The 22,341-nt window shown below is 36.2% G+C and carries 20 protein-coding genes and 4 tRNA genes; 11 read left to right on the top strand and 13 right to left on the bottom strand.

Going from position 1 to position 22,341, the window contains the following annotated elements; translation table 11 throughout:
- Positions 1 to 10 precede the first annotated feature (10 nt).
- From A1704_RS16360 to A1704_RS16345, 4 genes are all read right to left on the bottom strand, one after another.
- Positions 11 to 1,726: a hypothetical protein gene (locus A1704_RS16360; protein ID WP_131797525.1), complete on the bottom strand. Its 1,716-nt coding sequence runs from the start codon at positions 1,724 to 1,726 to the stop codon at positions 11 to 13.
- A gap of 116 nt (positions 1,727 to 1,842) precedes the next feature.
- Entirely contained in the window at positions 1,843 to 2,040 is a 198-nt protein-coding gene (locus A1704_RS16355; RefSeq protein WP_131797524.1) for a hypothetical protein, read from the bottom strand.
- Positions 2,041 to 2,150: 110 nt separating this feature from the next.
- On the bottom strand, positions 2,151 to 2,882 hold the full coding sequence (locus tag A1704_RS16350; RefSeq protein ID WP_062675148.1) for a LytR/AlgR family response regulator transcription factor: 732 nt from the start codon (positions 2,880 to 2,882) through the stop codon (positions 2,151 to 2,153).
- The gene (locus A1704_RS16345) at positions 2,872 to 5,700 is read right to left on the bottom strand and encodes a sensor histidine kinase (RefSeq protein ID WP_131797523.1); all 2,829 of its coding nucleotides are present in this window, start codon (positions 5,698 to 5,700) and stop codon (positions 2,872 to 2,874) included. Before A1704_RS16345 ends, A1704_RS16350 begins: the two co-directional genes overlap by 11 nt.
- 220 nt (positions 5,701 to 5,920) lie before the next feature.
- On the opposite strand from A1704_RS16345, the gene A1704_RS16340 reads away from it, so the two are divergent.
- The 7 genes from A1704_RS16340 to A1704_RS16310 all read left to right on the top strand — a co-directional run bounded on the left by A1704_RS16340 (position 5,921) and on the right by A1704_RS16310 (position 14,729).
- Complete coding sequence (locus A1704_RS16340) at positions 5,921 to 7,807, top strand: DNA topoisomerase IV subunit B (RefSeq protein ID WP_062675146.1); 1,887 nt, start codon at positions 5,921 to 5,923, stop codon at positions 7,805 to 7,807.
- 112 nt (positions 7,808 to 7,919) lie between these two features.
- Positions 7,920 to 8,426, top strand: a complete 507-nt coding sequence (locus A1704_RS16335) for a hypothetical protein (protein ID WP_065119656.1) — start codon at positions 7,920 to 7,922, stop codon at positions 8,424 to 8,426.
- The gene (locus tag A1704_RS16330; RefSeq protein WP_062675144.1) at positions 8,401 to 10,992 is read left to right on the top strand and encodes a DNA gyrase/topoisomerase IV subunit A; all 2,592 of its coding nucleotides are present in this window, start codon (positions 8,401 to 8,403) and stop codon (positions 10,990 to 10,992) included. Before A1704_RS16335 ends, A1704_RS16330 begins: the two co-directional genes overlap by 26 nt.
- 44 nt (positions 10,993 to 11,036) lie before the next feature.
- Positions 11,037 to 11,678, top strand: coding sequence for a rhomboid family intramembrane serine protease (locus A1704_RS16325; RefSeq protein ID WP_062675143.1), 642 nt, complete (start codon positions 11,037 to 11,039; stop codon positions 11,676 to 11,678).
- 31 nt (positions 11,679 to 11,709) lie between these two features.
- A complete protein-coding gene (locus A1704_RS16320) occupies positions 11,710 to 12,798 on the top strand; it encodes a helix-turn-helix domain-containing protein (RefSeq protein ID WP_062675142.1) in 1,089 nt (362 codons plus the stop codon).
- 159 nt (positions 12,799 to 12,957) lie between these two features.
- Positions 12,958 to 13,743: an SDR family NAD(P)-dependent oxidoreductase gene (locus tag A1704_RS16315; protein ID WP_062675141.1), complete on the top strand. Its 786-nt coding sequence runs from the start codon at positions 12,958 to 12,960 to the stop codon at positions 13,741 to 13,743.
- A complete protein-coding gene (locus tag A1704_RS16310) occupies positions 13,740 to 14,729 on the top strand; it encodes an NAD-dependent epimerase/dehydratase family protein (RefSeq protein ID WP_062675140.1) in 990 nt (329 codons plus the stop codon). Before A1704_RS16315 ends, A1704_RS16310 begins: the two co-directional genes overlap by 4 nt.
- A 16-nt stretch (positions 14,730 to 14,745) precedes the next feature.
- On the opposite strand, the gene A1704_RS16305 is transcribed toward A1704_RS16310, so the two are convergent.
- The 7 genes from A1704_RS16305 to A1704_RS16275 form a co-directional block, all read right to left on the bottom strand.
- A complete protein-coding gene (locus A1704_RS16305; protein WP_062675139.1) occupies positions 14,746 to 16,287 on the bottom strand; it encodes an L-type lectin family protein in 1,542 nt (513 codons plus the stop codon).
- A gap of 7 nt (positions 16,288 to 16,294) precedes the next feature.
- Positions 16,295 to 16,867, bottom strand: coding sequence for a hypothetical protein (locus A1704_RS16300; RefSeq protein ID WP_062675138.1), 573 nt, complete (start codon positions 16,865 to 16,867; stop codon positions 16,295 to 16,297).
- 534 nt (positions 16,868 to 17,401) lie between these two features.
- The gene (locus A1704_RS16295) at positions 17,402 to 17,761 is read right to left on the bottom strand and encodes a DUF4180 domain-containing protein (RefSeq protein WP_062675137.1); all 360 of its coding nucleotides are present in this window, start codon (positions 17,759 to 17,761) and stop codon (positions 17,402 to 17,404) included.
- Positions 17,762 to 17,776: 15 nt separating this feature from the next.
- Positions 17,777 to 18,625 carry a peptide chain release factor N(5)-glutamine methyltransferase gene (gene prmC, locus A1704_RS16290; protein WP_062675136.1) on the bottom strand — a complete coding sequence of 283 codons (849 nt, stop codon included), beginning with the start codon at positions 18,623 to 18,625 and terminating at the stop codon, positions 17,777 to 17,779.
- Positions 18,626 to 19,384, bottom strand: a complete 759-nt coding sequence (gene yaaA / locus A1704_RS16285; protein ID WP_062675135.1) for a peroxide stress protein YaaA — start codon at positions 19,382 to 19,384, stop codon at positions 18,626 to 18,628.
- 4 nt (positions 19,385 to 19,388) lie between these two features.
- Complete coding sequence (locus tag A1704_RS16280) at positions 19,389 to 20,093, bottom strand: CPBP family intramembrane glutamic endopeptidase (RefSeq protein ID WP_062675134.1); 705 nt, start codon at positions 20,091 to 20,093, stop codon at positions 19,389 to 19,391.
- Positions 20,094 to 20,120: 27 nt separating this feature from the next.
- Positions 20,121 to 20,732, bottom strand: coding sequence for an L-threonylcarbamoyladenylate synthase (locus A1704_RS16275; RefSeq protein WP_034696488.1), 612 nt, complete (start codon positions 20,730 to 20,732; stop codon positions 20,121 to 20,123).
- 101 nt (positions 20,733 to 20,833) lie between these two features.
- Here A1704_RS16275 and A1704_RS16270 point away from each other — a divergent pair.
- From A1704_RS16270 to A1704_RS16255, 4 genes are all read left to right on the top strand, one after another.
- Positions 20,834 to 20,906 (top strand) — tRNA-Met (locus A1704_RS16270).
- A gap of 38 nt (positions 20,907 to 20,944) precedes the next feature.
- A tRNA-Met gene (locus A1704_RS16265) sits at positions 20,945 to 21,017 on the top strand.
- 38 nt (positions 21,018 to 21,055) lie between these two features.
- Positions 21,056 to 21,128, top strand: a tRNA-Met gene (locus A1704_RS16260).
- 38 nt (positions 21,129 to 21,166) lie between these two features.
- Positions 21,167 to 21,239: transfer RNA gene (locus A1704_RS16255), tRNA-Met, on the top strand.
- A 58-nt stretch (positions 21,240 to 21,297) separates the two neighbouring features.
- On the opposite strand, the gene A1704_RS16250 is transcribed toward A1704_RS16255, so the two are convergent.
- Positions 21,298 to 21,537, bottom strand: coding sequence for an Ada metal-binding domain-containing protein (locus A1704_RS16250; RefSeq protein WP_062675133.1), 240 nt, complete (start codon positions 21,535 to 21,537; stop codon positions 21,298 to 21,300).
- Between the two features lie 14 nt (positions 21,538 to 21,551).
- On the bottom strand, positions 21,552 to 22,265 hold the full coding sequence (locus A1704_RS16245) for a 2OG-Fe(II) oxygenase (RefSeq protein ID WP_062675132.1): 714 nt from the start codon (positions 22,263 to 22,265) through the stop codon (positions 21,552 to 21,554).
- Positions 22,266 to 22,341 lie beyond the last annotated feature (76 nt).

Below are 22,341 nucleotides of genomic sequence, written 5' to 3'. Positions count from 1 at the left end.
TGGAATAAACTTAATAAAAGCTCAATAGTAAATCAATCTGTGCATTGCTTACTCCTGCCGGTCTGTTCGCTTTAAGCTGAGTGCTTAAACTGCTTAATCCATAACAATATTTTAGAAGATTAGTTTCAATATTGGCTAAAGTATAGCCGGTAACCTGATCATTGACTGTTCCCATAGGCTGAGAGCTAAATGACTGTCCCAATTCGTTGAAGTTATCCACTAAGTTAATAAATAAGCTTGTGTAGTCAGAACTTGTATTCAAACTCCAGAACTGATATCCGAAACGATTAGGGAATACAGGTGGATTAGAGGGATTATAATTTGGAGTTCCGTAATTTGCAATACCTCTTTCTCTATATTCTATTCCTGTTACAAACCATTCTACAGCGCATGGCCAGCTTTCTTGCAGCATCGAATTAACCTGTGAATACTGAACTGCCCCGGTGTTCATTTTGATAACATGCGAAGTATGGGCAAGTTCATGTACAGTCGTTGAAAAATAATCATCAGACTGATATTCTGTCGTTGACCCAGGTCGGAATCTTGCTATCTTCAGGTAAGGAAAAACCACGTAATTGATTCCCTGCCAATCTTTAGCTGTATTCTTCGCTATAATATGTGAACGGTTTCCACTAGGTCTGACAGGTCTTTGTAAGCCTCCAATATCTTTATAAAAATAACGGTAGGCTGCTCTAAACATATGGCCCTGCATATTTTCATAGCCAGGCATGATGTCATGGCTCCAATGATTACTTTTGATATTATTTCGGCTCACATTGGAAGGGCTAATCTGGTTATCTTTAATTACAAAATGCTTCCTATCCATATGCAGCTTGAAGTCCACTTTTTTGTTGTTTGGGAAAGGTGTACCGTCCAGTCCGTACTGGCCATTTGCATTGGTGATTCCTTCTCTTGTTCTCAAACCCCTTTTAGCGGTAACTTTGGCGCCTTCAAAAGGGATCAGTGTATTTAACCTTGTATCAAAGATTCGAATGGTACCATATATTGGGGCACCACCTCCGCCTCCTCCGGGATTTGGGTTTGGATTGGGATACCATTGCCCGGGTTCTCCTATATTATCCCAGGGCTTATAGTCGCTAGGCTCCCAAGGAGTGAAACCGGATATGTTTTCTGCTCTATTGACCAGACTATAGACGAATTTATAATTCATATTACCAGTGCCTAAGAGTTCAATATCCTCTTCAGGAAGGTACACCTCCTGAAGAATTTCATAGCTAATACCGGCAGGTAAGGCTGTTTCATTCCTCACAGTTGCATATTGCGGTGTAGGCTGATCGGCCGGAACATCAGGATCATGATAGAATTTACCGACCACCAATACTTCTTTATCAAGTGGATAATCATAAAGAATAAGATCGGATTGCTGTAGTGTTTCCAGTTCATCTTCCGTTGCCGGATTGAATTTAATGTATTTGTGTGTAGAGCGAATATTTACAGCAGTCAATGATCTGTTGCCTTCTGCTTTTGGCTCAGCCAGCAATGATTTGTAAGCAGCCATCATGTTTTCAATTGTGTATGGAATAGGAAGTTGTTCTCCTAATACGGTGGGTTCTCCCTCTTCAGCATATTTTGTTTCATCCTCTGAAGTGAGATCCCTGTTCATGAGTTGGGAATTGGATGCTTCAGTTTCATATTGTTCTATCACATCAGAACAGGATACGGATAAAAGAGAAACCAAAGCCATGTAGAATACTATTTTTTTCATGTTTTAATTTTTAGTTTTTATATTATTTTCTGGTCCGGAATAAGACTGTTCCGAAACTTTTTCTTTTAAAAACCACATTCCAATCGGTAGACTGGAATGTATTTTTAAAATCATTATTATTTAGGCTCAATCCATGGTAATCCATTCCATGGCATGGTATAAATAAAGGGAAGTCCTCCGATAGGTTGCGGATTAGGCGCAATAGGAGGCTGGGGTTGAGGGATTGTTCCAGGGTTACTTGGGGTAATAAACGCTGTTCCTCCGGCAATGGATCCCATTTGATTTCTCTTGAGTACTTTTCTAGTGATTTTCATGATAATTTTTTTTTTGTTTAACATGACGAAAGTAGAGAAGAGCCTTAACAAAAAACAGCTCCAACTAATAAGTGCGGAGGTTGAATAAGTAAGTGCGAAAGAAAATATTTTTATTCGGGTTTTCCTATGGTGGAAAGGAAGTCATTCTTCTTGCGGTAGGAGACATCCAGAACGGATCCATCACTCATTACTACCTGTCCGCCTCTGCCTTTAATATATTCCTGAAGATGGTTAATATTAATAAGATGCTTATGATGTATTCTGAAAAAATGGTGTTCCATCAGAATGGGTTCAAACTCATGAAGCGTTCTGGATACCATTATTTTTGATTTATCAGCAAGATAAAAAAGAGTATAGCTTGAATCTGCTTCACAGCGGATGATATTGGATATTTCTACCAACTTAAATCCCTGAAGAGTAGAAAGAACGATTTTGTTATCTTTAAGAAGAGGATGATTAGGAGTCTGTATTTTTTTGATATTGTCCAGGGCTTTATTGACAGCAATAATAAAATCTATTTTTTTTATAGGCTTTAAAAGGTAATCTGTAGCCCCGTTTTTAATCGCCTGAATAGCAAAATTTTCGTGTGCTGTGATGAAAATAATCTGAGAATGGACTTCAGTAAACTTTGACAGTAAATCGAAAGTGGTTCCGTCACCCAACTGAATGTCCAGAAACAGAATGTCAGGAGAGTTTTTGATAAGATAAATATAAGCCTCTTCAACGGAGGAAGCCTGGAATTCTATGTTGATTTCAGGAAATTCATTTCCCATAAGTAATGCAATATAATCTCTACCATCTTGCTCATCATCAACAATGCATGCCTGTATTTTATTTCTCATAAGGTTGTATATAAAGTTTAATTTGTGTCCCCTGTCTGTTGTTTTCCGGAAACGCATTGATTTCTAAAAATATATTGGTATCAAAAAGCTGTTTGAAAGTCTCAATTCTTTTATGAGAAAGTTTTACCCCAAAGGAGTTGTCTTTTTTCAAAGATTCCTGATTGGAAATTCCTATACCATTATCTTCAATGGTGATGCATAAAGAAACATTCGTATAATCAAAGCTGATAAGAATTTCTCCTTTTCTGTCCTTTAAGCCTGAAATGCCATGTTTTATTGCATTTTCCACAAAAGGCTGGATCAGTAAAGAAGGAATCGTCCAGTTTTGATCTACCTGTTCAGAAATAATAATTTTATAATCAAAAAGATCTTTTACACGAAGCTTTTCCATATCAAGATACAATGTGAGATATTCTACTTCATCTTTTATAGGCATGAAGGTTTTTTCTGAATAATAAAGCGTTTTTCGGATCATCTTGGCGAAAATATCCAGATAGTTTTCTGTTTCGAGGTAATCTTTTTTATACAATAAAAATTGGATGGAATTGAGACAGTTATAAATAAAATGAGGGTTGATCTGAGCCTTAATAGCCTGGAGTTCAAGTTCGGCAATCTTCTTTTCATACTCCATTTTTTCCATTTTCTTATTCTTTTTTTTGTGCAGATAAGAAGAGATGATCATCAAGAGAGTTCCGATGATGACGATGGCCAATATCAGCCTGAACCACCATGTCTGCCAGAATAGAGGTTTTATATGAAAAGTGAGATCGGAAGAAGCGTAGGATTGTTTTCCGTTATATCCCAAACCATAAACCCGGAAGGTATATTTACCTGGGGGAATAGAGTTGAAGATGACTTTAGAAGAATTATTGATCTGCCACGAGTTATTAAGGCCTTCCAGCTTATATTTATAGCTTATTTTTCCCAGTGAGGGATAATCAAGAAAGCTGAGATTGAAAATAACAGTATTGTGGGGATAAGCAGTCAGGCTTTTCTGCAGGTCGTAATGCTCATTATTTTCAATAGATACCGAATTAATGACGACCTTTTTATGAATGAATTTTTCCTGTGTAAGTAGTTTTTTGATGGAAAATATTCCAAGTCCTTTAGAAGTTCCAATGAAGATGGTATCATTTTTTATTGCACAGCCAGCCACTGCGTCAGAGGGAAGTCCGTCTGTCTGGGTGAAGTTACTGATATGTTGATTTTTTGCTGTCAGCTCAACTCTGGATATCCCGGAATTGGTGCTTGCCCAGAACGTATTTTTATTTTCTACTTCTATTTTTTTAACCTGGTCATTGATTAATCCATCATTTTTCCCGATTTTTCTTATAATTCCTTGAGTATTAAAAAGAATAATCCCGTTGAGGTTAGTAGCTCCCAAATAGGTGTGATCATCTAATTTTTTAATGTCCGTAAAATAATATCCTTTCAAGAATAAAGTCTTTTTTCGGGTTCTGATATTGTATTTGTACAGATCGCTGAAGCTGCCGGTAAACAGATTATCTTTGTCGTAAGGGAAAACGGTGTATACCCGTTCCGGAAAAAGGGTAGTTGTTTTTTTACTTTTTAAACTGTAGGTCAATAAACCTCCAGATGTACAGAAAAATAAGGAATCCTGGGTGTAAGGGACAATGTTTTTTAAGGAACAGTATATTTTGTTAGAAGTATTATTGGCTATATCATGAACAATCACTTTGCCTGATAAACCGAAAATGGAAATATTCCCTTTTAAATAAACAGAGATGTTTTCATCTTTATCACCTTTATCAAGGATGATATTTTTTATCCTATTGTCTTTGCTGATAAGAGCTCCGGCAGATTGATTGTAGCCGAGAATAATATTTCCGTTATCTTTTGCAATGGCTTTTATATACTCAGAATTACTTTTTACAGGCAAATTGATATGATTGGCAAAAAGGGATTTTGAGATGAAAAATACACCATTATTCCTTGAATTGAACCATACGTTATCATCCTTGTCTACCAGAACATTATTGATCACATAGCGTTCCAGTATTTTGATGGGAGTACCAAGGTTTCTCTTCTTTTCAGTAAGTGATTGGTTGAAATATAAAACCCCTCCATTACTTATATTCAGCCACAGTTTATTGTTTTTATCAATAAGTCCGTAGAAAACATTCTCTTGTGGGCTGCAATCATAAGAACTGATCTTTTTTATACCTGAAGGAGCAGAAAGCTGATACACTTCAATTGTATTTTTATTTAAGAAGACAAAAAGATCATCTTTTTCACAGATCATGCTTCCGGTTCCTGCTTTCAAATGCTGCTTTTTTCCGGTAATGATGTTGTAGACAAGTATATCTTCCTGATGAGGATCATGCAAATAGAGATTGTAGGTGTGTGGTTCAAACCTGAGCGTTGCAAAATATCTTTTCCCGTACTCTAATGGGATAGGGATCTTTTTAACTTTTCCATTTTCATAGATGAAAATATTCTGAGGATTTAAATTGCCATAAAGATAAAGCCGGTTTCCATCACGGGTAACTTTCGGAATTGAGCTTGAAAATTGATTTTTTACGTACTCATTAATATTCAGATTGATAACGCGGCTGTTTTTTAAATAAGCAAAATCATTCAGAAAGGGAAGAATGAATACCTCTCCGTTGGGCAAAGGTTCACAGGAGATAATATCAATATTCTTTAACCCTTCTTTCTTACCGTATTGTTTAAATTCTTTTCCGTCAAATCTGAATAAACCATTATCGCTGCCTATCCAGATGAAACCATTTTTATCTTGTCTCAGATGATACGTATAAGAACAATTTAATCCTTCCTCATCGCTATAGTTCACCATCCCGGGGATCTGTGAAGGAAATAATGAGGGAAAGAATAAAATTACAGATAATGTGAGGAAAGTAAATATATTTTTCACATGATAATGATAATTTCGTAAATATATAATTTGATTAAGAATAATACAATGGTTGTAGTAGAATATTGAAAAAAAACAAGAGGAAAAAAATTCGGATAATTTTGGACAATTTTGTACTTTTGTATGTTTGCTGAAATCATATATGTCACAAGAAATAAATCCAACCTACTCCGAAGATAATATCAGAACCCTCGATTGGCAGGAACACATCCGTTTACGCCCCGGTATGTACATCGGGAAGCTCGGTGACGGTTCTTCCGCTGATGATGGTATTTATATCCTGTTAAAAGAAATCCTTGATAACTCTATTGATGAATTCAGGATGAGATCAGGGAAAAGAATTGAAATAAAACTGGACGATGGCAAAGTTACCATCCGTGACTTTGGACGTGGAATTCCACTAGGGAAAGTGGTAGACGCTGTCTCAAAAATGAATACTGGTGGTAAGTACGACAGTAAAGCGTTTAAAAAATCTGTAGGTTTGAATGGGGTTGGTACTAAAGCGGTAAATGCCCTGTCAGATTACTTCAGAGTTCGTTCTTTCCGTGATGGAAAAATGAAAGTTGCTGAATTCTCCCGTGGAATGATTACAGAAAACTTTGATGAGAAAGAAACCTCAGACAGAAACGGTACTGAAATTTCTTTTATTCCTGACGGAGAAATCTTCCTGCATTTCAAATACAGGAAAGAGTATATTGAAAGAATGCTCCGTAACTATGCTTACCTGAATCCAGGACTTAAAATTCTTTTCAACGGAGAAACCTATTATTCTGAAAACGGTCTTAAAGACTTATTGGAAGAAGAACTGGAAAGCGATATCCTTTATCCGATCGTCCATTTAAAGGATGATGATATTGAGGTGGCGATTACCCATTCTGACAAATCACAGACAGAAACCTATTTCTCATTCGTAAACGGACAGAATACAACACAGGGAGGAACACACCTTAATGCATTCCGTGAAGCGTATGTGAAAACAATTCGTGAATTTTTCAATAAAAGTTTTGATGCTTCTGATATCAGAAAGTCTATCATTGCTGCCATTTCGATCAATGTAGAAGAACCTGTTTTTGAATCCCAGACCAAAACAAAATTAGGATCTAATGACATGGGACCGAACGGACCTACCGTAAGGACATTCATTATTGATTTCCTGAAGAGTAAACTGGACAATTTCCTGCACAAAAATCCGGAAATAGCAGAAGCAATTCAGAGAAAAATATTAATTTCCGAAAGAGAAAGAAAAGAACTTTCCGGAATTCAGAAACTGGCCAGAGAAAGAGCAAAAAAAGTATCTCTTCACAATAAAAAACTTCGTGACTGCAGACAGCATTATAACGATCAGAAAGCCGAAAGAAAAGGAGATACGCAGATCTTCATTACCGAAGGAGATTCCGCATCAGGATCTATCACAAAATCCAGAGATGTAGAAACTCAGGCCGTATTTTCACTGAAGGGTAAACCACTGAACTGTTATGGTCTTACCAAGAAAGTGGTGTATGAAAATGAAGAATTTAACCTTCTTCAGGCCGCTTTAAATATTGAAGAAAGTCTGGAAGACCTGAGATACAATCAGGTAATTATTGCTACCGATGCCGATGTGGATGGGATGCACATCCGCTTGCTGATGATTACTTTCTTCCTGCAGTTCTTCCCGGATCTGATTAAAAACGGACACCTGTATATCCTTCAGACTCCGTTATTCAGAGTAAGGAATAAAAAAGAAACAAGATATTGTTATACTGAAACAGAAAGAATAAAAGCCTTAAACGAACTGGGGAAAAATCCTGAAATCACCCGATTTAAAGGATTGGGAGAAATTTCTCCGGACGAATTTAAGCACTTCATTGGTAAAGATATCCGTTTAGAACCTGTAGTAGTGGGAAAAGACCAGACGATTGATCAGCTTCTGGAATTCTACATGGGGAAAAATACACCGGACAGACAAACCTTCATCTTAGAAAACCTAGTGGTGGAAGATGATACTGATATTGATAAAAAAGAAATACTGAATGAAGTAGAAAATTAAAAAAAAACTTATAACTTAAAAAACTGATTGTAAGAGCTATTGCAGACTGGAAAAAAAGCACAATTTTGGATGAAGTAGGAAATTATAATACTTACACAGCCAAAAAAATAAAATGAGACTAAGTAACCGTAATAAAGCATCAGTTTATAACTCTTTGAGTACACTGCTTTTAATGATTGCAGTGTTTGGGATAACTGTATTTGCAGCCAATGAATACAGATTTCATGCGATGGATAAAGAAAGTTATTTATTAATTATTATTCCTGTGTTGCTGCTGATTGTCTTTTATATCAGCGGAAGACAGATTTTTGAATACGACAGTGATGGAGAAGCTTTGAATTTTAAAAACAGGAATGTTATTCCTTTTTTAAATAAACCTCTTCATGACGAATTTCCAAAATACAAACTGATAAAATATGATGTGGTCAGTATTTTCTTTTTCAAAAGATTATACATTACCGTTTCCAGTAAAAATAATGGTTCTACCATACTCAAATACCAGATCTCTTATTTGAGCAACAAAGAAGTAAACGATTTAAAACTCTCTCTGAACAAAGTAGTGAAAGCTAATAAAGAGAAAAAAGATAAAACAGATGACGACAGAAGAATATTCGCATGAGGGTGAAAGCTTAAAAAAAGTTTCCGGGCTGTATAAAGACTGGTTTCTTGATTATGCTTCCTATGTAATTCTGGATAGAGCGATCCCTTCAATATATGACGGTTTAAAACCTGTTCAACGAAGAATTATGCACTCCATGCGGGAGCTGGAAGACGGCCGTTACAATAAAGTGGCCAATATTGTGGGAAATACCATGAAATATCACCCACACGGTGATGCTTCCATTACAGATGCCATGGTGCAGATTGGGCAGAAAGAACTGTTAATAGATACTCAGGGAAACTGGGGAAATATTTATACAGGTGACTCTGCAGCTGCTGCGAGATATATTGAAGCAAGACTGACACCTTTTGCCCTGGAAGTAGTCTTTAATCCTAAAACTACAGATTGGACAAAGTCTTATGACGGAAGAAACAATGAACCTATTGATTTACCGGTAAAATTTCCCTTGCTTCTTGCACAGGGAGTAGAAGGTATTGGTGTAGGGCTTTCCACAAAAATACTTCCTCATAACTTTAATGAACTTATCAATGCCTCTGTAGCTTACTTAAAAGGTAAAAAATTTGAACTGTTTCCGGACTTTTTAACTGCCGGTTATCTTGACGTTTCCGAATATAACGATGGTCACAGAGGAGGAAAAGTAAGAGCAAGAGCCAAAATTACCCAGACGGATAAGCATACATTAGTCATTTCTGAACTTCCTTATTCCAAAACAACAACGGACCTTATTGACTCTATTCTGAAAGCCAATGAGAAAGGGAAGATCAAAATCAAAAAGATTGAGGACAATACTTCTGATAAAGTAGAAATCCTGATTCATATTCATAATGATGTTTCACCGGATAAGACCATTGATGCGCTGTATGCATTTACAGACTGTCAGGTGACAATCTCTCCGAATGCCTGTGTGATTGTAGGTGACAAACCAATGTTTCTTACAGTATCCGATATTTTAAAAACGAATACAGATCATACCGTTTCATTACTGAAGAAAGAGTTGGAAATTGAGCTTCATGAACTGCAGGAAAGCTGGCACTTCTCTTCATTGGAAAGAATTTTCATCGAGAACAGGATTTATCATGATATTGAAGAAGTGAAAACCTGGGAAGATGTATTAAAGACCATTGATGCAGGATTAAAACCTCATACCAAACATCTTTTAAGAACCGTTACAGAAGAGGATATTTTAAAACTGACCGAGATCAGAATCAAGAGAATTTCAAGATTTGATTTAGATAAATTTAAAGAAAATATTGCATCGCTGGAAGGTAAAATAGAACAGGTAAAATATAATCTGGCTAACCTGATTGCTTATGCTATTGATTATTATTTAAATATTCAGAAAAAATACGGTAAAGACAAACAAAGAAAGACTGAGCTTAGAATCTTTGATACGATTGATGCAACAAAAGTAGCCGTAGCCAATGAAAAATTCTATGCGAATTTCGAAGAAGGTTTCATCGGAACATCCCTGAAGAAAGACCAGTATTTGTTTGACTGTTCCGACATTGATGATATCATCACATTCAGAAAAGACGGAAGTATGAAGGTGGTAAAAGTGGAAGCAAAAACTTTCATTGGTAAAGACATTCTTCATGTTGCTGTTTGGAAGAAAAACGATAAGAGAACCGTCTATAATATGATCTATCGTGAAGGAAGGGAGGGACCTTATTATATGAAACGATTCTCTGTAACCGGAGTAACCCGAAATACAGATTACCCGTTAGCTTCAGATAAAAAAGGATCAGAAACATTATATTTCTCAGCCAATCCTAATGGAGAAGCAGAAACCGTAACTGTGCTTTTAAAACCTAACCCTAGAATCAGAAAAAACAAAATGGAGATCAATTTCTCCGATCTTGCCATTAAAGGGCGTGATTCCAAAGGAAATCTGGTGACTAAGTACGCTGTAAAGAAAGTAGATATGAAGGAAGAAGGAGTTTCTACGCTCGCTCCCAGAAAAATCTGGTTTGATGATACGGTAAGAAGACTAAATGCCGATGCAAGAGGTACATTATTGGGAAGTTTCAAGGGAGATGATAAAATCCTGACCATCAATACCAATGGTGAAGTAAAGCTGGTGTCTTTTGACTTGGGTAACCGTTTTGATGATGAATATCTGGTGTTGGAAAAATGGAGACCTGCACAGCCGATTACCTGTATCTATTACGACGGAGAAAAAGATATTTATTTCATTAAGAGATTCTTACTGGAAAATACTGTGAATGTACAGACTTTCATGCCTTCTGAACACCCGAAATCATTCATCGAAAATGTAATTGTTGCCAACGATGTTACTGCAGAAATTATTTTTGCAAAAGATAAAGGGAAAGAACGCGATCCTGAAACTATTAATATTGATGAGTTTATTGCGGTAAAAGGAATAAAAGCTATTGGAAACCAGTTTACGAAATTCAAAGTAAAAGCCATCAATATTACCATTCCTGAACCTGTAGAAGAAGAGCCTGAAGTATACGAAGATCCGGAACCAACAGGCGAAACGGATGAAGATGGAGGAATTATTGGAGATTTGTTCCAGGGTGACGGAAATACTGAAAATGAATAGACTAAACTAAGATGTCTGTTCAGATATAACATAAAAAGAACACAATGGATATAATTGTTATCATTATCATTGCAGCCACATGTATTTTTAGTTACATGGGGTTCAATAATACAGCATTATTTGAAAAATATAAATTCAATGTCGGAGCGATTGCGAATCGTAAAGAATATGTAAGACTTATCAGTTCTGCGTTTTTGCATGCAGACTTTATGCACTTATTTTTTAATATGCTTTCTCTGTATTTTTTCCAGGGAGTCGTTATTAGTTTCTTTGGAGAAATAGGATTTTTGATTCTATATTTCGGATCAATGATTCTGGGGAATTTATTCAGCTTACAGATTTATAAAAACCAACCTTGGTATTCAGCAATTGGAGCATCAGGTGCGGTTTCGGGAATCATTTTTGCTTCCATAGCCATGGCTCCGAATGAGATCAGTGTCAACTTCTTACCAGGATGGTTATTTGGAACACTATATTTCGGGTACTCAGTATACATGATGCTTAATCCTAAGCAATGGGATAATCTTGGGCATGCTGCTCACCTTGGAGGAGCGTTTTTCGGATTGGTGTACTCTATTGTCATGCATCCGCAGCTGGCCATGAGCAATATCCTTTTCTTAGGAATCATGTCACTTCCACTTATCTATTTAGGATATGAAATTTTTGTAAGGAAGCGAATAGGATAAAAGACTATTTTTAATCAAAATATCAAAACCAATGAACACATCAGAGTTAAACAGTTTCATCGTGATACTTATCTATGGTTCATTGGTTTTGCTTTCTCTGTTAAAGCTTGCCAACCCTTTAAAAGTAAACTATAAAGCTAATTTCTGGTTCGGGATATTTCTCTTTCTGTGGTCTACTTTTTGGCTGGATGAAGTACTGTTTCTCATCACCGGTTCAATCATTGAGTTTCATTCCTTGTTTTGGGTTAGACTTATTCAGTTTTTTACCCCTATTGTTTTTTACTTTAGTGTGCTGTTTTATACCAATCCTTCCTTTACTTTTAAACTTACAGTTGTTAAGTTTTTAATCCTTCCGGCTGCTTTTCTGGTTTGTCTTATATTGATCAAACTGGGATATAAAAAGCCATTTCAATATCTCAGTATAATTCTGATCCTGATTCAGGCCCTCTTCTATACGGCTCTTTCCTATATTACCATCAGGAAACATCAGAAAAAGATCCAGCAGTTTTCTTCCAATACCGAAGGAATCAATCTGAACTGGCTGGAATATATTATTCTTGTACTTCTTATTGTGAATATCATCTACGTGATTTATAATCTGTTCTATGATCCGAAATCACTGAATTTCTTTATCAATGCCGTCTTTTTGTCGGTTATTTACTGTGTAGGATATTATTCTCTGAAACAGAAGGAAATTTATCCTTTAGAAGAAAAACAAAGACAGGAACTGATCTCTATGGACGAAAATTCGGATCCGGAAGAAGTTAAAAGAAAACTTATTTCTGATGAAGAATTAGTAAGGATTAAAACTTCACTGGAAGGGATTATGGGCTTACAAAAGCCGTATCTTGACAGCGAACTTAACCTGATCAAACTGGCTGAAATGCTTTCTGTTTCTACCCATCATCTTTCTTATGTCATCAACACAGGCTTTGGAAAAAACTTCTTCCAATATGTGAATGAATATAGAGTGGATTATGCCAAAAAACTGCTGAAAGAAACCAATAGCAAATTATCCATTTTGGGAATTGCCTACGAATCCGGATTCAATTCTAAAACCTCTTTTAATACAACTTTTAAAAAAGTGACCGGACAAACACCTTCTGAATTCAGAAAATAAGTTCAGGTTTATAAACTCTTACTTTTTATTTGTTTTAAATTTTTGATTTTCAGTGATTTATTTATTTCAGCTTCCCGTTCTTAAAATCAGTTCGTTCAGATAATCCGGAACATTCAGACATCCCCCTTACGATAGCTTTGTACCATACAATTTAAACTTATGGATACCAAAGAATCATATGCAGTCGTCACGGGAGCAAGCCAGGGACTTGGAAAATCATTTGCTGAAAATCTTGCAAAACAAAAAATCAATGTCATTCTTATAAGTCTTCCGGATCAGAATCTCAAAGAATTATCTGTAAAGCTCGAGAAACAGTATAATATAAAAGCTCGTTACTATGAAACAGACCTTTCTGTGCATGAAAATGTAATGAAGCTTACAGAATGGCTCAACTGTTCTTTTGATGTTCATATTCTGATAAATAATGCAGGGCTTGGAGGAACGAAAAAATTTACGGAAGCTTCTTCGGATTATATCAACACGATTTTACAGGTAAATGTAGCGGCCACCTCACTGATGACACATCAGCTGCTTCCTAACCTTTTAAAACAACCCAAAGCCTATATACTGAATGTGTCAAGTATGGCTGCTTTTTCTCCCATTGGTTTTAAAACTGTATATCCTGCTTCTAAAAGCTTTATTCATTCATTTTCAAGAGGACTGCATGAAGAATTGAAAGATACCAATGTTTTTGTAAGCGTTGTTAATCCGGGAGCAATGAAAACCAATAAAGATGTTTGTGAAAGAATAGAAAAACAAGGTTTTATGGGAAGATTAACACTTTTGAATCCTGATAAGGTAGCTTCATACTGCATCCGGCAATTATTTAAAAAAGATTCCGTAATTATGGTGAACCCAATCAGCTGGCTGGTGATGAAAATTTTACCCATATGGATCAAGTTACCATTAATGACCCAGGCCATAAAAAGAGAAATCGAAGCATGAAAAAAGTGTGTGTAACCGGAGCAACAGGGCTTCTGGGAACTAATGTTATCCTTAAATTATTACAAAATGGTTATTCTGTTACTGCTCTGGTGCGCCAAAAAAGCAGCTGGCTGGGCGAAGAAAACGAAAATCTGATGCTTGTGGAAGCAGACCTTCTGTGCGATATTTCAGTTTACCTGACCGATATTGACTGTATTATTCATGTGGCGGCAGAAACACGCCAGAATCTTATCCGCTATGATGAATACAGAAAAGCGAATTACGAAGCTGTTGTGAATCTGTTTACCCATGCAGAATTGATGGGCGTAAAAAAGTTTTTGTTTGTGAGTACAGCCAATACCTTAGGATTTGGAAACACCGCATTTCTAGGAAGTGAAAAAGCACCCCAAATCTATCCTTTTACCCATTCTTTGTATGCACAAAGTAAGCTGGAAGCGGAAGAATATCTTTTAAAAAATAGTAAGAATACGGATGTTATCATTGTTAATCCCACCTTTATGATCGGAGCATATGACAGCAAGCCAAGTTCCGGGAAAATCATCTTCTGGGTATGGAAGAAAAAACTGATTTTTTATCCGAAAGGAGGGAAGAACTTTGTGCATGTGGAAGATGCAGCCAACGGAGTAGTAAATGCCGTTGAAAAAGGAAAGAATGGCGAAAAATATCTTCTAGCTAATGAAAACTTAAGCTACAGAGAGTTTTTTAAGAAAGTGAATCGGATTACCAGGCAAAATCCAATCATGATCCCAATTCCCAACAAACTTTTAAGTTTCCTTGGATTAATTGGTGATGTTTTGAGAAAATTTAAAATTAAAACAGATCTGAGTTCTTCCAATATGAAAGCTCTGCAGATTAGTAATTATTATTCTAATCAGAAATCAATAGAAGAGTTGGGAGTTCAATACCAGCCTATTGATAAAGCGATCAAAGATGCTGTTCAGTATTTTATTGAAAATCCTGTTAAAAATAAAAAAACCAGCTCCTAAAAGCTGGTTTATCCAATTATCTTGTGATTTTCTGAGTTACATTTTTATTGGAAATAACACAGGCTTTGCTGCAGTTATTGGCACTTGAAATATTAACCTGTACCAATGCCGGCAATGACCTGTACTCTTCCTTGTTGTAAGGCGCTTCAGTACCACTGCTTCCACCTCCTTTAATATCATATTGTACCTGGGCTACTCCTGTGAATCCTGCCGCAGGTTTGAAAGAGAGTGCTCCGGTAGTAGGGAAATAGGTCCATGTTCCCTGACTGTTGGTATAAACCCCTCCTGTGATATTAGGAATTACAGCTCCATTGTTATCCAGAAAACGGAATGAATTAAAATCAAGGTTGTTATACGAAAGGGTTGGCGGGTTTTGTCCACTTGCAGACGAATAAGCTGCATCATTAAGTAAAGGGTAGTAGATTGACTTTATCCCCGGGCAACCTGCAAACAAATCATCTGTTACTTCAGCAGCATAAGGTCTTGTAACCCCTAAATTTTTCAGTAAATGTATATTTTTAGCAGCTCCGGTAGATGCTGCAAATCCAATTCTGAAAGTAGAAGGAGGCGAAGTATCCAGAGTCCTTACCGTAGTGTTGGAAATGGTAGTCTCGGTATATTTCAGTGAAGTAGGGTAGTAATAATTGTCAATCACCTTTTCTTTCACTGTTCCGTGCTGGATTTCCAGGGTTATATTGTAACCGCCTGCCGGATTGGGAACAAGGGTAACATATGCTTTCCGGAATCTTGCATCATTTTCATTCTGAGGAATTGTAGTTCCGCCACTTTCAATGCTGAACTGTTGAAGTGCTGTATTTTTAATACCTATATATTTTCCTGTTGCCGTATCCAGATAAGCAGATCTGTTGCTGCTGGATGGTAAAGCATTGGTTGCGATACTGTAAAGCAGCGGATAACCGTTATATCCTGCGGGCTCAGCTGAAGACAGATACTGGTTTCCACGTTTTCCTCTTAAAGAGACATTGCTTCGTCCATCGGCTAGGCCTACTCCAAATATTCCGTTTCTAACCCTTTCACCTTGGTTAAAGCTTGTCTTAAAATTTCCGAATTCATCCAGACCTATTCCCAGATAGCCTCCTCTCAGTCCTTCCGTAGATTCTCCACCACGTACAAAACTATATCCTAATCCTCCACCAAAATATCCGAGATTAAGCTGGTCTTTCGGAATAGATCCATCTACTAAGAATATAGAAATCCCATCACCTCCGTTGGTATTTCCTCCATAAATAGCAAATTCAAACTCGAACTTGATTCCCTGGTCACTTTTGAAAATTTTATCAGCAAGTATCACTCCTCCTGAAATATTATTGACACTTCGGGTAAGTCTTAATCCGTCCGTAGTAAAGGTAGCGTCATTCTGAACACCGCTGGTAGCCACCTTATAGGCTTCCTGAGGCTGTAATCCTTGTGTGAAATTAACAAAGTACGGATAACCGGTTCCCTGTTCATTTTGTGCCTGAATATTTTGTGAGAAAATAAATAAGGAAAAAATAAACAGATATCTTTTGTATCGTAAAATTGAGCTGTTTTTTATCATCACTCAATTATTTAACAACGAAAACAATATTGATAAAAGAACAGTCTGTTGCTGCAGCTTTTACATCATAAGTCATTACTCCATCATCAGAAATAGAAATATTACTGAATACATTAGGATCTGCATCTGTTACATAATAGTAAAGATCTTTACTGGATGGGAAAAAAGGAATTGAAGCGGGAGCACTGGTACTCTTTGCTTTTGGAGATCCAAACTGAGTTTTATACAATGTATATAAATCTTTGGTTCGACCATTGGCTGTTGTGGAAGTGTCAAAAGAAACACTAGGCATATAAAACATTTTTACGGCATTGCTGCTGATACAAAGCCAATCCGGTTTGAGAGGAGTACCAATATTCTGACTTAAACATTTCTTATCTGTATCGTAGATAAGAAGCGAGTTGGCAGGATTGGCAATAGCATCTCTTTGTACTGTAGTCAGTCTGGGTATCAGCATACCTTTATTTTGGCTGTAAACATCCAGAATTGCACTTTGATCAGGTGTGGCTATGTTAATCCCTACTTGAGCGAAAGAAAATGAACTGGCGAAAATGATTGGTAGAAATAATTTTTTAATCATGATGTCTTAATAATTTTTTATCTGTGTGTATGTTTTTTTGGGAAAGAATATTTTTAGGCTTAATTCTACAAAGGCAATAGTTATTACTGACACATTCATTAAAACAATGAATTGTTCTGCTCAAATAATAGCCAAATGAGACCTTTTGTTCAAAAGCTCACCAACAGATATAGCAAGTAATACTTCATAAAGAAATATCTTATGCCCACCTGAGCGGTTAGTCGAAAAAATAAATTGATTATGTAGCCGTATAAGCTCTTAAATAAGTAAGATTCATATTCCCTCGTGTTTTTTGCAAATATACAAAGAAATATTCATGTGTTTGTGTTTATAGAATTAATTCTAAACTTCTCTTAATAATTAACATATTTTGGTTTAAATTTTTACATAATTTACAAATCAATAAGATGGTTTTTATTATGCAAATCTTTCTATTCTACTAAGAAATCTTAAAATATGATGATATTGAGGTGTAGATATTTGAAAATAACGAAAAATATTAGTATTTTTAATATTAAAGGGTTGAGAAAGAGTCTACTTTGAAAAATTATTCAATGCATCATTCAGAGTGCTTACAAAATTAACATGTCCTGTTTTATTACTTTCAAAAATAAAATCCTTCATGCTCTTACTTTCATGTTTACTGAAATCACCTATAATAGCTAATCCTATACGATAGTTTGAGAACTTTTGAAGAATCTCTCCCGCCATTTTTGTTTTTAAATCAAAGAATTCAGAGGTAATGTTTTTTTCATGAAGAATAACTTTATCAAACCCTTGATAATAGATATCTCCCATAAGATCCAGTCCGTCTTGTGCAGACTGGATAATGATGTCATCAGATATAATTTCTGCAATTTTTATCGTGTTGATTTCGTGTGATTTGATGAACATGGTATGGGTAATTATTTATTTCTTTCCATAAATGAATCTATCGTTTTCAGATAAATCCTTTAATAATTGAGCGTTAGAAAAATCCAGATATAATTCCAGCGTTTCAGGACCCAGTTTCTGATTGATTTCCAGAAACAGAAGTCCATTCTCATTTAAATACTTTTTAGCATCTTCCGCAATTTTTCTGTAAAAGATCAAAGCATCTGAAGTAGGAGAGAATAGAGCCATTTTAGGTTCAAACTCTTTTACAGAATCAGCAATTTCGATCTCTTCTTCAATCCCGATGTAGGGAGGATTTGAAATGATGATGTCGTAATTTTCAGCCAGTTCAAAATTGAGATAATCAGCATGAATGAATTGGATTTCCAATTGGTGGTACTCTGCATTTCTTTTGGCTGTTTTCAATGCGTTTTCAGAAAAATCAATAGATGAAACTTCAGCTTCCGGAAAATGTTTCTTTAAAACCAGAGGAATAATTCCGCTTCCGGTTCCTATATCCAGAATCTTTAAACCTTGAACCTTAAACTTTGAATCTTTAATCTCCCTGATAGCCATCTCCAACAGCTCTTCAGTTTCAGGGCGGGGAATCAGAACATTTTCATCCACAAAGAATTTCATTCCGTAAAATTCTGTTTCACCCAATATCTGCTGATAAGGTCTTCCGGTTTTAAGTTCCGAAACAAGGTGATACAATTTTTCTTCATCGTCAATCAAAAGTTCCTGTTCAGCGAATCTTCTTTGCTGAAATGAATCAAAACCTACAATTTGCTGAATGAATAAAGATGATAAAAACATACTTTCCGACTCTGTATAAAGATCGGAAAGTTCTGTCTTGAAATATTTTTTAAATGCTGAAATTGTCATTTATCTTGTAAAAACCAGTTTTGTATCCGTAGACTTTTCTTCATCAATTCTGTATCCTTCATAGTTGAATGCTTTTACATCTTCCAGTGTTTTGGCATTGGTTTCTGCACAGAATCTCACTACAAGACCTCTGGCATGCTTGGTATACACAACAATGGTCTTCAGTTTTCCATCTTTTAATTCATAGAAATCGAAATCGATCACGGTATGGTTCAGTTTCTTTCTGTCGATTACTTTTCCATACTCATTGCTGGCAAGCTGAAGCAGGACTTCTCCTTTTTTCATTTCAGAATTCAATTGTTCCGTAATCTTTTCTCTCCAGAATTCATAGAGGTTTTTGTATTGCTCAAATTCAAAAGGACGACCCATTTCAAGCCTGTAAAGCATTACTTTATCAGAGGGTTTCAGTAAACCGTAAAGCCCGGAAAGTATTCTATAATTTTTCTGCAGGTAATCTACAGCATTCTTATCCAGTGTTTTGGCATCCAGTCCTCTGTAAACCTCTCCTGTAAAGGCAAACATTGCGGGAGCAGATTCTTTTGCTGTAGGTTTGGATTTCCATTTTTGATTTCTTTCCCAGTTTTCATCAGCAAGCTTAGGTGAAATTTCCATCAACTCAGAAAGATATTTAGGCGATTTTTCTTTTAAATAAGATTGTATCAATGCTGCATCTTCAATGAATCTTGGAGTAGAAGATTTCAAAAGATCTGTTGAATTTTCCACGTTCATTAATTTGGCAGGAGATGTTATAATTTTCATAATGTTAAAATACAGATAAGTGTTTCATATCAATAAAATTCATCATCATCATGGCAATAAAATCAATCATAAAATGACAGATGATCAGAATTTTAATATTTGAATAGCGTTTATAAAATATAGCAAACACGATTCCGATAAAGAAAGGTCCGAGAACCTGGCTTATGGTACCGTAAGTACTATGTAAAATTCCAAATAACACCGATGAAATAACAATTGCAACGGTGGGGTTGTTGTAGATTTTTTCAAGCCTGGACTGTACATAGCCCCGCATCAGCAATTCCTCTACAATAGCAGCTGTAAGGCATGTAAAAATAACTAAAAAATAGTTATTTCTAAAAATGGGAACAAGGTTGAGAAGCTTATTGCTTATTTTTTCCTCTATAAAAAACAGGATGATTGCATTCAGAATTCCTCCGCCAATCAAACAGATAAAATATAAGCTCAGTACAGCTTTGACATAAAATGCAGCTGAATATTTTGTCTCTTCCTTAAGTAAAAAAGCACTTTTTTCAATAAAAATAGTGTAGAGAAATACGAGAATGAGAATTATCCATAACGTAATTCTGCTGAGAAAGAAATTGACTTCTGTAATTCCTTTTATTCCGGTTATCCTTGTGACAGCCGGAAAAGCATACAGCATTGCTGCAGCTAAAATAGTAAACGTGAGTAAAATCCCTACAGCATATTTCCCGGTAAGACTCATCATTAAGTACCCTAAACCTTGAACTTTGAATTAAATGATCCCTTTTCCCTGACGGATAATCTCCGGTTCTCCTGAAGTAAGGTCTACAATAGTAGAAGCCACATTATCTCCATATCCTGAATCAATAACAATATCTACCAGATGATCATATTTTTCTGCAATAAGTTCAGGATCGGTAGAATATTCGATAATTTCATCATCATCTTTAATGGAAGTAGAGGCAATCGGGTGACCTAGTTTTTCAACAATAAGCTGAGGGATCGGATGGTCAGGAACACGGATACCAATTGTTTTATGTCCTTTATATGCTAAAGGTAAACTTTTATTGGCTTCGAGAATGAAAGTAAACGGTCCGGGAAGATGACTTTTCAGAAATCTGAAGACAGAGGTATCGATAGGTCTTGTAAAATCCGAAAGATGGCTAAGATCATTACAGATAATTGAGAATTTTGACTTCTCAAGCTTCATTTTTTTGAGCTGAGCCAGTTTTTCCATGGCTTTGATATCAAAAATATTACAGCCTAAAGCATAAATCGTATCAGAAGGATAGATAATCAGCCCGCCGTTGTTTAAAGTTTTAATAACCTCATTCACAAGATTTTCCTGTGGGTTGTCCGGATAAATTTTTAATATTTTTGCCATAAAACAAAGATACAAATAATAAAATAGTTTTCATAAAAGTCCTTTATTTAAAAGAAAAATTAGGATTTGTAAAAAATATTCGTACCTTTGCAATCCAATATCGCGGGATGGAGCAGTAGGTAGCTCGTCGGGCTCATAACCCGAAGGTCATCGGTTCGAGTCCGGTTCCCGCTACTAAGTAAGTACTTTCGGTAAGTACTCTAAAAATATACCGCGGGATGGAGCAGTAGGTAGCTCGTCGGGCTCATAACCCGAAGGTCATCGGTTCGAGTCCGGTTCCCGCTACTAAGCAAGTGCTTTCGGTAAGCACTCTAAAAATACACCGCGGGATGGAGCAGTAGGTAGCTCGTCGGGCTCATAACCCGAAGGTCATCGGTTCGAGTCCGGTTCCCGCTACTAAGCAAGTGTTTTCGGTAAACACTCTAAAAATATACCGCGGGATGGAGCAGTAGGTAGCTCGTCGGGCTCATAACCCGAAGGTCATCGGTTCGAGTCCGGTTCCCGCTACTAAACGAAAGAGAAGCAGTAAGTATTGCTTCTCTTTTTTTATTCATTTCTCATCGTTTCATTTGTTTTTCCATTGCTGATAAGCTTCTCTCATACAATGACCACACGGACGATAGCCATTTTCTAAAGCTTCTTTCTCACCTGTAAAGAAAACCCTGTTTTCCATCTTCATTCTTTTTCCTGATCGACAGCTGAGTAATCCGTAGATTTTCAATTTTTTATTCCCTCCATAACAAATGTCTCGGTGGTGGATTTTACTTCTAAGACTTTCGGCTGTGATCTGAGAATGCCGAATCATAGTTGACTTAATAATTAGCTGGTTGCATCATGGAAGATAATTCCTAACGCATATCGATTTCCTTCTCTCACTTCACTTACTCCATGTTTCATATTGACTCTGTGGTACCCCTTTGTTCCTTTTTCCGGTTTAAATTGAGTTGTAAAAATAAGCACATCCCCTTTTTTAGGTTTTAAAACAATGGCTTTTGACTGTGCTCTCGGAATCTGTTGGGTAAGCACAAACTCGCCACCCGTAAAATCTTTGTCAGGTTCACTGAGCATTAATACAATTTGAATAGGAAAGTAGATATCTCCATATAGATCCTGATGTAAGGTGTTAAATCCACCTTTTCCATATTTCAAAATTAAAACCGTAGCTTTTTGCTGGCCGTTAAGATGACATTGATCTAAGAACTCCTGATGATCTGAAGGAAATTGAGTGTCGATATGTAAAGCTTTAAACCATGCATTGGCAATAGAAGCCAGATATGGGTAAATGGTTGTCCGTATGGTTTGAATAATTTCGGGTAATGGATAAGTAAAATATTTATATTCCCCCAAACCAAAACGATGTCTGGCCATGACGACTGTTTTACGATAAAGAGAAGAATGATCGTAATCTGATTTTAATAGTTCACATTCTTCCTCAGACAGCAGATCAGGAATGATGGCATATCCGTTTTGATGTATTGTTTCCGTAATGTGTTGCCAGTCTGTATTTTTGATGGTATGAACAATGTTTTTCATTGGTTTGATTTTATTCTGCAAAAATCTATAGTTCCTCAGAACAATACAATCCGAAACATGCGGTATTCATTGCGAA

This window comes from Chryseobacterium cucumeris, assembly GCF_001593385.1.
Taxonomy (GTDB): Bacteria; Bacteroidota; Bacteroidia; order Flavobacteriales; family Weeksellaceae; genus Chryseobacterium; species Chryseobacterium cucumeris.
Note: the sequence above shows the minus strand (reverse complement) of the source record. Positions and strands in the feature narration are given on the sequence as shown.

Bases quoted from the DNA above. Each gene is read 5' to 3' on its own strand.
- A1704_RS16335 (WP_065119656.1), top strand. From the start codon at position 7,920: ATGAGACTAAGTAACCGTAATAAAGCATCAGTTTATAACTCTTTGAGT.
- A1704_RS16250 (WP_062675133.1), bottom strand. From the start codon at position 21,537: ATGATTCGGCATTCTCAGATCACAGCCGAAAGTCTTAGAAGTAAAATC.
- A1704_RS16280 (WP_062675134.1), bottom strand. From the start codon at position 20,093: ATGATGAGTCTTACCGGGAAATATGCTGTAGGGATTTTACTCACGTTT.
- A1704_RS16305 (WP_062675139.1), bottom strand. From the start codon at position 16,287: ATGATAAAAAACAGCTCAATTTTACGATACAAAAGATATCTGTTTATT.
- A1704_RS16360 (WP_131797525.1), bottom strand. From the start codon at position 1,726: ATGAAAAAAATAGTATTCTACATGGCTTTGGTTTCTCTTTTATCCGTA.
- A1704_RS16320 (WP_062675142.1), top strand. From the start codon at position 11,710: ATGAACACATCAGAGTTAAACAGTTTCATCGTGATACTTATCTATGGT.
- A1704_RS16350 (WP_062675148.1), bottom strand. From the start codon at position 2,882: ATGAGAAATAAAATACAGGCATGCATTGTTGATGATGAGCAAGATGGT.
- A1704_RS16310 (WP_062675140.1), top strand. From the start codon at position 13,740: ATGAAAAAAGTGTGTGTAACCGGAGCAACAGGGCTTCTGGGAACTAAT.
- A1704_RS16315 (WP_062675141.1), top strand. From the start codon at position 12,958: ATGGATACCAAAGAATCATATGCAGTCGTCACGGGAGCAAGCCAGGGA.
- prmC (WP_062675136.1), bottom strand. From the start codon at position 18,625: ATGACAATTTCAGCATTTAAAAAATATTTCAAGACAGAACTTTCCGAT.
- yaaA (WP_062675135.1), bottom strand. From the start codon at position 19,384: ATGAAAATTATAACATCTCCTGCCAAATTAATGAACGTGGAAAATTCA.
- A1704_RS16295 (WP_062675137.1), bottom strand. From the start codon at position 17,761: ATGTTCATCAAATCACACGAAATCAACACGATAAAAATTGCAGAAATT.
- A1704_RS16275 (WP_034696488.1), bottom strand. From the start codon at position 20,732: ATGGCAAAAATATTAAAAATTTATCCGGACAACCCACAGGAAAATCTT.
- A1704_RS16325 (WP_062675143.1), top strand. From the start codon at position 11,037: ATGGATATAATTGTTATCATTATCATTGCAGCCACATGTATTTTTAGT.
- A1704_RS16330 (WP_062675144.1), top strand. From the start codon at position 8,401: ATGACGACAGAAGAATATTCGCATGAGGGTGAAAGCTTAAAAAAAGTT.
- A1704_RS16300 (WP_062675138.1), bottom strand. From the start codon at position 16,867: ATGATTAAAAAATTATTTCTACCAATCATTTTCGCCAGTTCATTTTCT.
- A1704_RS16245 (WP_062675132.1), bottom strand. From the start codon at position 22,265: ATGAAAAACATTGTTCATACCATCAAAAATACAGACTGGCAACACATT.
- A1704_RS16355 (WP_131797524.1), bottom strand. From the start codon at position 2,040: ATGAAAATCACTAGAAAAGTACTCAAGAGAAATCAAATGGGATCCATT.
- A1704_RS16345 (WP_131797523.1), bottom strand. From the start codon at position 5,700: ATGGTGAACTATAGCGATGAGGAAGGATTAAATTGTTCTTATACGTAT.
- A1704_RS16340 (WP_062675146.1), top strand. From the start codon at position 5,921: ATGTCACAAGAAATAAATCCAACCTACTCCGAAGATAATATCAGAACC.